Source organism: candidate division KSB1 bacterium (assembly GCA_034506395.1).
Classification (GTDB): Bacteria; Zhuqueibacterota; Zhuqueibacteria; order Thermofontimicrobiales; family Thermofontimicrobiaceae; genus Thermofontimicrobium.
The window spans coordinates 268,943-280,775 of record JAPDPQ010000004.1 but is presented as its reverse complement, the minus strand read 5'-3'; the positions used below and the strand labels follow the sequence as shown (position 1 = coordinate 280,775).

Annotated in this window: 11 protein-coding genes; 6 read left to right on the top strand and 5 right to left on the bottom strand. The window is 45.8% G+C overall.

All coding sequences use genetic code 11. The features are described 5' to 3' along the window. From ONB37_04625 to ONB37_04610, 4 genes are all read right to left on the bottom strand, one after another. Positions 1-1,500: caspase family protein (locus ONB37_04625; GenBank protein ID MDZ7399434.1), on the bottom strand; the 1,500-nt coding region annotated here is incomplete at its 3' end. Next, positions 1,490-1,999: a hypothetical protein gene (locus ONB37_04620; GenBank protein MDZ7399433.1), complete on the bottom strand. Its 510-nt coding sequence runs from the start codon at positions 1,997-1,999 to the stop codon at positions 1,490-1,492. The genes ONB37_04625 and ONB37_04620, both read right to left, overlap by 11 nt. A 152-nt stretch (positions 2,000-2,151) precedes the next feature. Next, entirely contained in the window at positions 2,152-2,529 is a 378-nt protein-coding gene (locus tag ONB37_04615; GenBank protein ID MDZ7399432.1) for a YraN family protein, read from the bottom strand. A 480-nt stretch (positions 2,530-3,009) separates the two neighbouring features. Next, a complete protein-coding gene (locus tag ONB37_04610) occupies positions 3,010-3,669 on the bottom strand; it encodes a ribonuclease HII (protein ID MDZ7399431.1) in 660 nt (219 codons plus the stop codon). 344 nt (positions 3,670-4,013) lie between these two features. Here ONB37_04610 and ONB37_04605 point away from each other — a divergent pair, with 344 nt between their 5' ends. The 6 genes from ONB37_04605 to acpP all read left to right on the top strand — a co-directional run bounded on the left by ONB37_04605 (position 4,014) and on the right by acpP (position 10,664). Then, a complete protein-coding gene (locus ONB37_04605) occupies positions 4,014-4,478 on the top strand; it encodes an Lrp/AsnC family transcriptional regulator (GenBank protein ID MDZ7399430.1) in 465 nt (154 codons plus the stop codon). A gap of 339 nt (positions 4,479-4,817) precedes the next feature. Further along, the gene (locus tag ONB37_04600) at positions 4,818-6,128 is read left to right on the top strand and encodes a citrate (Si)-synthase (GenBank protein MDZ7399429.1); all 1,311 of its coding nucleotides are present in this window, start codon (positions 4,818-4,820) and stop codon (positions 6,126-6,128) included. 259 nt (positions 6,129-6,387) lie between these two features. Continuing rightward, positions 6,388-7,374 carry a phosphate acetyltransferase gene (pta, locus tag ONB37_04595; protein ID MDZ7399428.1) on the top strand — a complete coding sequence of 329 codons (987 nt, stop codon included), beginning with the start codon at positions 6,388-6,390 and terminating at the stop codon, positions 7,372-7,374. 334 nt (positions 7,375-7,708) lie between these two features. Then, positions 7,709-8,461 carry a glucosamine-6-phosphate deaminase gene (nagB, locus tag ONB37_04590; GenBank protein ID MDZ7399427.1) on the top strand — a complete coding sequence of 251 codons (753 nt, stop codon included), beginning with the start codon at positions 7,709-7,711 and terminating at the stop codon, positions 8,459-8,461. Positions 8,462-8,626: 165 nt separating this feature from the next. Further along, complete coding sequence (locus ONB37_04585) at positions 8,627-9,892, top strand: putative sugar nucleotidyl transferase (protein MDZ7399426.1); 1,266 nt, start codon at positions 8,627-8,629, stop codon at positions 9,890-9,892. A gap of 532 nt (positions 9,893-10,424) precedes the next feature. Then, entirely contained in the window at positions 10,425-10,664 is a 240-nt protein-coding gene (acpP, locus tag ONB37_04580) for an acyl carrier protein (GenBank protein MDZ7399425.1), read from the top strand. Between the two features lie 19 nt (positions 10,665-10,683). On the opposite strand, the gene ONB37_04575 is transcribed toward acpP, so the two are convergent. Continuing rightward, positions 10,684-11,676, bottom strand: coding sequence for a 50S ribosome-binding GTPase (locus ONB37_04575; protein ID MDZ7399424.1), 993 nt, complete (start codon positions 11,674-11,676; stop codon positions 10,684-10,686). Between the last annotated feature and the right edge of the window lie 157 nt (positions 11,677-11,833).

Below are 11,833 nucleotides of genomic sequence, written 5' to 3'. Positions count from 1 at the left end.
GTTCAAAAAATTAGCATATTGGGCATTGGTGACCTCGGTCTGGCTCATATAAAAATCCGACACCGTAACGGAATGCACTGGCTTTTCGTCATCATCGCCATCGCCAAAGGTATCGCCCATGTCAAAGGTGCCGCCAGGGATAAAGACCAGGGTCATGCCGTTTACGATTTTTTCTGTGGGAGGCGTAACTGCCGTTTGATCCTGCTGTGTACGTTCAACCCGTTGTGGTTGGATCGTCACATTATTCACCTGGCCTTTCATGACCGTAACATTTTGAGCATAAATTTGTGTTCCAGTTCTGATCTCAACTTTATGTGTACCAGTTCGTATGTCACGATATTGTTTACTATCACCGCTTTCAATTTTTTCGACGAAGACCCCATCAATAAAAACTTCACCACTGATATAAGCAGTAAGCTGAATGATACCATAGGTGGCTATGGTTTCGCCACGAGGAACTGGGACAGCTCCGAGTCGGCTGGAATAATCGGCTGCCAGCATAATCCCTTGCTTTTGCGCCTCAGGGTTGATGAAAACGAAAGTCCCGCGATAATCGGCTGGGTCTAATGTCCAGAGCCTGGGCGTCAAGCGTTTTTGGTAACGAGCTGAAAACGAGGCGACCTGGTCTTTGACGTGAGCGTATATTTCGTCGACTGTAATAAAGCCATCTTTTCCCTTATCAGCTAAGCCTCGTTCTAAAGCATCTAATAATGCCCGAGTAAGAACGCCGTTGCCTTTGCCACCAGGCCTCGGCACTTCAAACGTTTGTTCGTCGGCGGTGCCAGCAGTGATAATGGCACGGCTGCCGTTACCGCTCAATGTCGATAGTAGCTGCTGGACATTATCATCGCCACCTCGTGGGGTAAATGCCAAGCCTGAAGCACAACAGTCGAAAATAAACAAGAGATGCTTAATAGAAGTCTCACTGCACCAGGTTTCGGCATCTTTAATTTTTAATACCTGGGAGCCAACAAAGTTTTTGGGTCTGGCGCCATAAAACTGCATGTAGCCCGTATTTCCGCCAGCATCATCCCCATGTCCCGCATAATAAAACAAAAATCGATCCCTATTACTTAGCTTTTTGAAGAAGACGTTGACGATATAGTGTTCAATGAGATCACGGTTTACAATTTTTTCAGTAGCAATATAGACCTCGTCAAAACCACCTTTGGTTAAAAGAAATTCCCTCATATCCCTGATATCATTTTTGACGAATGGCAGTGATGGTGTGAGATAGTGATACTCGCTCACGCCTACTAGTAAGGCCACGCTTCTGCCAAAAGGAAGTTCTTTCGAGGGCTGAATCACACTAAAGATATTTTGTAATTGCTGAAAAAACCAGGGACGATCAGCGGAAGATGAGGTTCGGTACCAGCGTTCTACACCATCACTCAACCGTTCGTTTTGAATGTCAGACTGTGAATAGGCTGACTGCAAAATATAAGCTATGATGCTTAATAATAAGGCAAGCAACAATAGCCAGCGCGTTTTATTTTTCATCTTTGCCCTCGCTTATGGATTGACGGCGATGGTCAAAATATTCCTTCCAAAAAAAGCCATTTTCAAAGGCCACGAAGAATACCATCAATTTGGTAGTAGTCAAATTTTTCAGATCAATATCAGCATTTTGAAGAGCCGAAAGCAGCGGAATGAACACAACCGGCGAGGCGAAAATTGGAGCAACAAAAAGCCCCCACTCGAACTTTTTCCGTTGTGGTGCTGCTTGTTCTAATCTCGAATAAATGTATTGAGCGAGCATTCCCAATAGCATGAAAAAGTAAAGTACGATCACAAAATAAATATCATTAGCTGAATCGCCTCTGCCAGTAGGCATTTGAGGCACATAAAAGAAAAAATAAATGAATGCAAAGCCAATTGCCAGGATAAATAAATGTGCAAAAAAGCGACGAATGTTTTTAGAACGAATGAAATAATAAACGCTGATTATTAATAAGCCCAATAGAGAAAGGCTTGTGATAATAAACATTGTTTTGGACATTTTGCCTCCTCTCATAAATTTTGAAGCTCATGATTTATAATTAAACTTAACTTATCTGAAAGAGAAAAAGCCTACGCCTGAACTCCAGTATTTCATCCTGTTTAATCCTGTTGATCTGGTCAAATGATTAAAAGGCTGACGCCTGAACTCCATCACAGCCAGAACGCATTCTCAATCAGATCGATCTTCCACAATCCATGCTCCCAGGTGACCAAAACGACATCGAAGCGGCAGTCGCGATCGGTGATATTGCGCTCGTAAAGATACCCTCTGGCAATGCGGCCCATCTGCTTTTGTTTTCCGCGAGTGATCCAATGAATGGGATCGCCGAAATCCCCGTGCTTTTTGGTCTTCACCTCGATGAAAATCAGCATGCCATCTTTTTCAGCGATGATGTCCAGCTCGCCGTGGCCGTAGCGGTAGTTACGTTCCAGAATATGATAGCCCTTATCTTCGAGAAATTTGGCGGCTAGGTTCTCGCCCAATTTGCCAACCGAGGGCTGTTTCTCTTTAGAATTTTGATTATCCATCTTATTTTTGTTGACTTTTCTAAATCAGTGCCTGCCAATACATCAAGCAGTTGTCATTTCGACCGGCCAGTTCGCCATAAGCGTCAACCTAAGAGAGGAATATTATTCTGGGCCATCCAGCAAATGCCTATTAGCGTCCACATAAGATATTTTTTTCTCAGAGACCGCTAAAGCGGTCAGCAACTCTGTTTAATTGACGCCCGAATTAATTCGGGCGTCAATGATAAACTCGTATTACTATTAATAACCGTTTTAACGGTTTTAACATTTTTGAGCTTAGGTTGACGCCAGAGGCCAGTTAGCGGTGAGAAATCTTTAGGTTCAGTATTTGTGAAAAAAAAGATTCCTCACTCCGTTCGGAATGACTTTTGTTTCCAAAATACAGTGGTTTTAAGACAGATACCAATGAACTCTGCTACGATTGTGGTAACGAGCACAAAGATGGTTTCTGAGCCTAATTGATCGGACACTTGCGTAATTTTAGCCATACGATTCCAGGTTTTTGATTTTAAACGTCGTTCGGTGAATGGGACAATAGCCGTATTCGATAATGGCTTGAATATGCTTTTTCGTTGGATAGCCTTTGTGCTGCGCAAAGCCATATTGGGGAAACAGCCGATCGTATTCCAGCATCAAGCGATCCCGGGTGACCTTGGCGATGATGGAGGCGGCCGCGATGGAAAAGCATTTGCCATCCCCACCAACGATCGCGGTCTGGGAGAAGTTTAGCTCGGGGACTGATCGGCCATCGACCAATACGTGCTCAGGTTGGGGGTTCAGTTGGGCGATCGCCTGTCTCATGGCGCGATAGGTGGCCTGAAGGATATTCATTTGGTCGATCGTTTGATGATCGCACCAGGCGATGCCGATCGAGATGGCCGATTGGGTGATTGGTCGGTAAAGTTGCTCTCTCAGCGCTGGCGAAAGCTTCTTTGAATCATTTATTCCAGGGATAAAAACATCGGGTGGGAAGATTACTGCAGCGGCAACCACTGGTCCCGCAAGAGGGCCGCGGCCCGCCTCATCAACTCCAGCCAGAAATCGCTTACCCGTGCTCCAGAGCTGACGTTCATACCGCAATAGCGCCGCAATCCGCCTCTGTTCCGCCAGCCCGATCCTCATTTGAGTCGTAGATTTCATCTTAAAATTAAATTTAAGAGATTTTTCAATAAAAGCAAGCAATTTTTGTGGCGCAGTTGAGTAGGTTAAGTCAGTTAAGTGGTTAAATTGGGTGTTTCGATGCTAAGAATATTGAGGCAACATCATTCATCTGAAATACTGTGAATCTTGAAGATTTCAACCACAAATTTAATCTGAATTTCACCAAGTATGTTTCTTATTGCCATGCTCATTTCCTAATAAAATTCCAGCAAGCCGCTGGTTAAAATAATTTTGTTCAAAGATATTTTGAATTGGCCGAATTAATGCTTGACATTTTTGTGGTTTTTTATTACATTATTGTTGTAAAAAGTGGCGGAGGGATCATGAATAAGTTCGATGAGATCGATAAAAAGATACTCAATATCCTTCAAGAACGAGGAAGAATTACCAACGCCAATCTTGCCGCAGAAGTTGGGCTTTCACCTCCCCCCATGCTGGAACGCGTCAAAAAATTAGAACGCAATGGTGTCATCAAGCAATATGTCGCCCTGGTCGATCCCAAAAAGGTCGACAAGGCGACCATCGTCTTTGTCTCGCTTACTGTCGCTCGTCATCGCGTCAAATCTTTCGATCAGGTCAATCAAGAACTCAACAAATTTCCCGAGGTATTAGAAATCTATCATATCTCTGGCGAGGAGGACTACTTAATCAAAGTTGTCGTCAAGGACATCCAGGAATATGAGCAATTCTTGCTGAAAAAGCTGGCCACTATTCCGGCGATCAGTCGGATCAAGAGCAGCGTTGTGCTCTCAACCATCAAATATGGGACGAAAATTCCCATTGATTGATCCGCAATTGCAGGTCACCGTTTGAAATGGATCAATAATTGGGAGAATCTATTCGAGTGTAAAAAGATAGAAATCGGGTGATTTGGCCCCTGCCAGATTGGCATCTATTAAATAGCTTATCAGTCAATATCGCGCTTTGCATTGGCTGGAATGAAAAGCATTACCTTAGCATTTTGGATGTTGGAGAACTCGAATCATCCACAGAAAAATTCGGATTAGAAGATGGTGGTTTCAATAAAGTGAGTTGATATTTCCTGCAGGTTGAAGTTGAGCGTTTTGTTTCTGTTTCAAATAAATGTCCAGCTTTATCATTCGAATCTTAATTGAGGAGGAGGCATTATGGCGACACTGAAAGAGAAATTGAAGGAAAAGATCGAGGCATGGCGACCCAGGACGACCCGTCTGCTTAAAGAATTTGGCCATGTGAAGATCGATGAAGTGACCATTGAACAATGCATTGGTGGCATGCGAGATATCAAATGTCTGGTAACTGACATCTCATATTTGGATCCTCATGAAGGAATTCGATTTCGCAATTATACGATTCCAGAAGTTTTGGAGAAATTGCCCAAGGTGCCTGGTTGTGAAATGCCTTACGTGGAAGGCCTGTTCTATTTGCTTCTCACGGGTGATATTCCCACCCAAGCTGAGGTAGATGAGGTCGCAAATGAATTCAAGAAGCGTCAAACGGTGCCGAAATATGTGTTCGATATGTTGAAGACATTGCCCAAGGATTCGCATCCAATGGCGATGTTCTCTGCCGGGATTGTCGCCATGCAACGAGAGTCAGTGTTTGCCAAGCAATATCGGGCGGGCGGATTGAAGAAGCTGGATTATTGGGATCCGACATACGAGGATGCGCTGAACCTATTGGCGAAGCTCCCACAATTGGGGGCGTTCATCTATCGGTGGAAATATAAGAATGGCGACATCATTGAGCCGGATCCAAATTTGGACATGGGTGGCAATTTCGCGCACATGATGGGGATCAAGAAGCCGTATGATGATGTGTCCCGACTCTATTTTATTCTGCACAGCGATCATGAGAGCGGCAATGTGAGCGCGCACACTGGGCATCTGATTGCTAGCGCCTTATCTGATATTTATTATTCTATATCGGGCATGATCAATGGCCTGGCTGGACCGCTTCATGGTCTGGCAAACGAAGAAGTCTTGCGCTGGATCCAGGGTGTTATGGACAAAATGGGAGGGAGGATCCCGACAGAAGAAGAGATGAAGAAATTTGTGTGGGATACGCTGAAGGCTGGTCAAGTGATCCCAGGATTCGGCCATGCAGTGCTCCGCAAGACCGATCCGCGCTATATGGCACAGCGCGAATTTTGCCTCAAGCATCTGCCTGATGACCCATTATTCAAGTACGTCGACCTATTGTTCAAAGTCGTTCCGCCGATCTTGTTGGAACAAGGCAAAGCCAAGAACCCATGGCCGAACGTCGATGCCCAGTCCGGCGTCATCCAGTGGTACTATGGTCTGAAGGAATATGATTTTTATACGGTATTGTTCGGCATTGGTCGAGCGTTGGGAGTTTGCGCAAATATCATTTGGGATCGCGCACTCGGTTATCCGATCGAGCGGCCCAAATCCGTTACCACAGCGATGTTGGAGGAGGCCGCTGGGATCGCCAGCTGATACCTCTTATGGCCTTGCGGAGGTTCATGCGCTACAACCGCGATTGTCCTTGTCTCAAAAGGGATGCCCCATTTGGCATCCCTGTTTTGTTATTCGCCCCACTATCATCATGATTTCACCAGAAAAATATTGAAAAAGATATTGAATTTGAAAAATTTTTTTTTTACATTCGCGCTTTCAATGATCCAATCAGCCATTCCGTTTCGACATGAGCAACGAATAATATCTTTCATGAACCGTGGCAGCAGAGGAATGAACTATGGAATTGATGGAATACTTCATTCAGCGGGCCTCTTTACAGCCCAAACGGATTGTCTTTCCAGAATCAAATGATGAGCGAATTTTGAAGACAGCAGAGCTGATCTTGCAACGACACATTGCCCATCCCATTCTCATCGGCGATGATTCGGCCGTGCGCGAACAAAGCCGGCAATTGGGCATCAATTTGGACGGCGTTAATGTTATATCCCCAGTGGATTCTCCGCAATTTGGTGACTATGTGGCTCGATATTGTGCCCAGCGGGACAATGTCACCGAAAAGATCGCCGAAAAACTTCTGAAAAAGCCGCTGCTTTTCGGTGCGATGATGGTTGCCCAGGGCGATGCGGATGGGGTCGTTTGTGGGGTGGCCCATGCCACGGCCTCAGTCATTCAAGCAGCCAGCTTGACAGTCGGTTTTGCTCCCGGAGTCTCTAATCCATCATCGTTATTCATCATGGTTGTTCCAGAATTTCTCGGTGAGAGGGATAAGATCTTTGTCTTTGCTGATTGTGCAGTGACCATAAAGCCGACAGCCGAACAATTAGCTGAAATTGCCATAGTAACAGGACGAAATGTTCGGCGGCTGCTGCAAATTGAACCGAAGATTGCCATGTTGTCGTTTTCAACCAAGGGAAGTGCCAGCCATGAGGAGGCGGATAAGGTGATTCGGGCGACAGAATTGGCCCGGCAGATGGCGCCCGAACTTGCCATCGATGGCGAGCTCCAGGCCGATGCTGCGATCGTACCCAGGGTCGCCCAAAAAAAAGTCAAAGAAAGCCCCGTAGCAGGGCAATGCAATGTGCTCATATTTCCAGACCTCAATTCAGGCAATATTGCTTACAAATTGGTTCAATATTTAGGCAAGGCCAAGGCGTTTGGTCCGTTTTTGCAGGGGTTCGCCAAGCCAGTTAGCGATCTTTCCAGAGGCGCCAGTGTGGAGGACATCGTAGGGGTGACAGCGGTGACAGCGGTGCAAGCGCAATGATGGTGCTAATTTCGATCAGAACGCCACCGGCCCATTCTGATTCTCTTCTGAAATATGCCCCAACTGTAAAATTGATGTTGTTCCAACCGCTAGTTCATTTTTGCCATTGTCCAAGGAGGATCTTATTCTTCTGTATCGATCCATTGGAAAAAGTGTTTACCAGGCTAATGGATGATTTAAATTTTTGACATGGGAACGCGCTTTAGAGCTAATTTGTATATCCCCACTTTTACGCTTTTGCAATGCGGAAACTAAGCCCGCAGCTTTAAATAAATCTTAGATTCAGTACCATATCTTGAACTATGCAACGTTCATTTAATTGGAGGTAACAGCTATGTTAGTCATCATCAAGGAGAATTACGATGAAATGAGCAAGGAGGCTGCCAAGATGGTGGCCGATCTGGTTCGGCGCAAACCAAATTGCGTGTTGGGATTTGCAACAGGAGGCACCCCATTGGGATTGTACAAAGAGCTCATTCGGATGCACAAAGAAGAGGGGTTAGATTTTTCGAAGGTGACAACCTTCAATCTCGATGAGTATGTCGGTTTGCCGCCAGAGCACCCGCAGAGCTACCATTATTTCATGTGGGAGAATTTGTTCAAACATATTAATGTGGACCCTCGTTACGTCCATATTCCACAGGGCATGGCTCAAGATATCGAGGAATTCTGTGAATGGTACGAAGAGCGGATCAAATTTTATGGTGGGATTGATCTTCAAATTTTGGGAATCGGTGCCAATGGGCATATCGCCTTCAATGAGCCTGGGTCATCATTGGGATCGCGAACGCGGATCAAAACGTTGCGACAGGAGACTCGCTGGGACAATAAGCGATTTTTCGAGAGCCATGAGGAAGTGCCCAAATATGCGATTACCATGGGTGTAGGAACCATTATGGATGCCAAGGCGTTGCTGCTTTTGGCCAGTGGCAAAAACAAAGCGAAGGCGATCAAAGCCACGGTTGAAGGACCGATCACAGCGCTATATCCAGCTACTATTGTCCAGATGCATCGCAAGGCATTTATCCTTTGTGATCGAGAAGCAGCTTCATTGCTTTCCACCGAATATACTGGCTATTTGACATAAACTGATTCCGGGGATGAATCGGCTGAAATAAGGCCGGCGCAGCAAACCATGGGCAGATTTGAGTCTATGCTACTGCTTTTTGCAGCCGATCATCCCCAGATTTTGCGGTCCAATGATTCTGATCACGAGAAACAATTTCTGAACAATAAAATTCTGGAGACCGTTATGAAAGTAATCATTTTTGAAGATGATCAGTTTGACAATTTGTATCCATTGACATATTTGCGACCTGTTTATGAGCTGAAATGTGGCCATACGAAACTTGTGCAAAAGATCCAGCGGCTTTTGGGGGATCAGGATTATTACTATTTTATGCGCGAATATCTGGCACCAGTATTTTCGAAAAAATATGGCGCCGATCGGGTGAACCAGTTCAACGCGCTGAATGGGGATTTACTATTGGTAAATGGACGGCTGTTAGCAATAGATATCACCTTGCAAGTTGAAGGGCCTGAGGAAGTTGCCCAGTCCGAGGGACAGATCATCTATGCTCGATTAAAGGCTTCTACGGTGCAGCAGATCGGTGCCAATAACGTGGGCGAGTTGCTGAAGAGAGCGGCAGATCGGTTGCCGAATAAAAATATCGATGCGAAATTGATTTGCTTTCCATGGAATTTGATCCAGCACAACAGCAAGGCCATCGCCGATGATTTTCAGCACATTGAGTATCGGGGGATCCACGGCGAGCTTTCCCCCCAGGCAGCGATCGTGGGAGATCCGAATTTGATCCACATCGCCTCTGGTGCATCCGTGCGGCCGTTTGTGACGCTCGATACCAGCCATGGCCCGATTATTCTAGATCAGGATGTGATCGTTCATCCTTATACGCATATCGAAGGCCCCAATGCCATAGGGGCACAAACGCAGGTGTTCGGCGGCAACATTCGGGAGGGCTGCGCCATCGGACCTGTATGCCGTGTGCGGGGGGAAATTGAGGAGAGCATCATCCACGGCTATTCCAATAAACACCATGATGGATTCCTGGGACATGCGTATGTGTGCGAATGGGTAAACCTTGGCGCATTTACCACAAATAGCGATCTGAAGAACGATTATACCTCGGTGCAAATTTATATCAAGGGCGAGTTAGTCGATTCTCGGGATTTAAAAGTCGGATCATTCATTGGCGATCACACCAAGACCAGCATCGGCACGCTTTTTACGACTGGCGCTGTCGTTGGTATTATGAGCAATGTCGTCAATGCTGGTGCTTTGATCCCGAAATTTGTGCCCTCGTTCTGCTGGTTCATCAATAATCGCGCTACAAAGGGATTTGGATTTCAACATATGGTCGACACGGCGGCCAAGGCCATGGCGCGTCGCAAGGTTCAATTGACGCCAGAGGACGAGGCGCTGTTGAGGACCGTGTTCGAAATGACCAAGGAAGAGCGAAGTTATTGGATAAAAAAAGGATTTCAAAGTCAAAGCTGATCACCAAAGTGGCATGCTATTGAGCGATAAATGTATTGTGGAAACTGATATTCGGAACGAATTAGTCGGTTTCTGTGGCAAAACAAGCTCTGTCGCCATGTCATCCACTGTGAAACGGATGGGGATTTCATTCCTCGTCAGCTTTCGAGGAGTTTCCCGTTCGCCGGCGGATCTTTGGCGTCAACCTCAGCGAATCCATGGGTAGATGCTGTCATTCTAAGGAGCGAAACGATGAAGAATCCCTTATAAATGTACACTCTTGAGCTCAATCAGGAGATTCTTCCCTTCATGTGGTCGCTCAGAATGGCATAATGCTCTTAGGTTGACGCTGATGACCAGCGCACCGAAAGCGATAAGCGAGTCTAATCGAATTTTGCTTTTTAAAACAGAAACAAGTTAAGCAACTTGTGGGACAAGAGAGGCTAAAGGTTTGGAATAAAGGTCCAGCTTGATGCCAATCCATTTGTTTTGAAAAAGTATTAAGCAAAAAGTGGAAAGATTAAACTCAGAAGAAAACAGGAGGCTATTTATCATGACCGTAGAAGAACGTGTAAAGAACGTCATTGCACGGCAGTTGAAGGTGAAACTCGAAGATATAAAAGACGACTCGGATTTTGTGAAGGATTTGGGAGCGGATTCGATGGCCAGCATTGAGCTGGTGGCTGCTTTTGAGGCGGAATTTGATATTGAAATGGACGAGGACGCTGCGCTGAGCGTCAAAACTGTGGGCAAGGCGGTAGAGTTTATCGAAAATATCCTGAAGAGACAATAGCTGGGCATCTGGGGCGGCGTCAAATGTGAAGTTCGATGATATCTTTATCTTGAAGAATGTAATCTCGATTAATGCGCTGCCCCTCGAACACCGAGCTGCCCCAAACGCGAGCAAATTTAAGTTTCTCTGCAAAATCTTTATGGACCGCCCGGGCAAAGTCGAGCAATGTACTGCCTTTGCGAAAAGTAAAAGGACGATCCATTTCTGGCTCATGGCCCGGGCGCTTAGAATAGACTCGAATGATCTCCAATCTCGCGACCATTATCTCTTTAAGCTGCGGGAGATTGTGTTGCGAAAGCGCTGATACTGGGATGAGTTCGAACTGGTTTCCATACAATTCGCTTAGAATTTGGAAATTGACCAGGGCCTGAGGCAGGTCAATTTTATTAGCGATCAAAAGTGTTTTCAAAATTGCATAGTGCGAAAAATTTCCATCGTTATCTCCGGTAATGTTCAGCGGCTTAATTTTGAACCGCTCCAAAATTTCAAGCGTGGTGTCCAATTGCTCGATGGCATCGTCCCGGCTGACATCGATCACCAGTAGCATCATGTCGGCAACCCGAATCATGGAAGAAATCCAATTTTCGGTGAATTCTTTAGAAAGGGGTGGTAAATCGACCAATTGAACTTGGATATCTTGATAAGGCATCATGGCAGGCTGGAACATCCGAGTGGTGTATGGGTAATCGGCGACTTCTAATTGAGTGCCAGTCAATTGAGAGATCAACAATGATTTTCCGACATTGGGCGGCCCGACGACCACCACCTGGGCTGCGCCCTCCCGCTCGACACTATAGCTAAAACGATGCCCACCTTTCGATTTTCCGCCTTCCATCTCATCCTTCAAGCGGGCAATTTTTCGCTTGATTTCTGCCTGCATTTTCTCAGTGCCTTTATGCTTCGGGATGTAGGCCATCATCTCTTTTAAGGCCTTCAGCTTCTCGCGGTCATCCTTTGCCTGTTTATACCGCTCTTCAGCTGCTAAATATTGGGGCGTCAGATTGGCAGGCATGATTTTCAGCTCCTCCCTGGATCATTTGCATAGCCAATCCGAAATCTTACCCCATGACCTGTCCAGGCTAGGGGCAAGCTGATGATCGGATCAGCGAAAAGTTTTACAACGAACGAAGACAGGAATACGAACGATCCCATATAAACCAGATGCGCCT

Bases quoted from the DNA above. Each gene is read 5' to 3' on its own strand.
- ONB37_04605 (MDZ7399430.1), top strand. From the start codon at position 4,014: ATGAATAAGTTCGATGAGATCGATAAAAAGATACTCAATATCCTTCAA.
- ONB37_04620 (MDZ7399433.1), bottom strand. From the start codon at position 1,999: ATGTCCAAAACAATGTTTATTATCACAAGCCTTTCTCTATTGGGCTTA.
- acpP (MDZ7399425.1), top strand. From the start codon at position 10,425: ATGACCGTAGAAGAACGTGTAAAGAACGTCATTGCACGGCAGTTGAAG.
- ONB37_04610 (MDZ7399431.1), bottom strand. From the start codon at position 3,669: ATGAAATCTACGACTCAAATGAGGATCGGGCTGGCGGAACAGAGGCGG.
- ONB37_04600 (MDZ7399429.1), top strand. From the start codon at position 4,818: ATGGCGACACTGAAAGAGAAATTGAAGGAAAAGATCGAGGCATGGCGA.
- ONB37_04575 (MDZ7399424.1), bottom strand. From the start codon at position 11,676: ATGCCTGCCAATCTGACGCCCCAATATTTAGCAGCTGAAGAGCGGTAT.
- pta (MDZ7399428.1), top strand. From the start codon at position 6,388: ATGGAATTGATGGAATACTTCATTCAGCGGGCCTCTTTACAGCCCAAA.
- nagB (MDZ7399427.1), top strand. From the start codon at position 7,709: ATGTTAGTCATCATCAAGGAGAATTACGATGAAATGAGCAAGGAGGCT.
- ONB37_04585 (MDZ7399426.1), top strand. From the start codon at position 8,627: ATGAAAGTAATCATTTTTGAAGATGATCAGTTTGACAATTTGTATCCA.
- ONB37_04615 (MDZ7399432.1), bottom strand. From the start codon at position 2,529: ATGGATAATCAAAATTCTAAAGAGAAACAGCCCTCGGTTGGCAAATTG.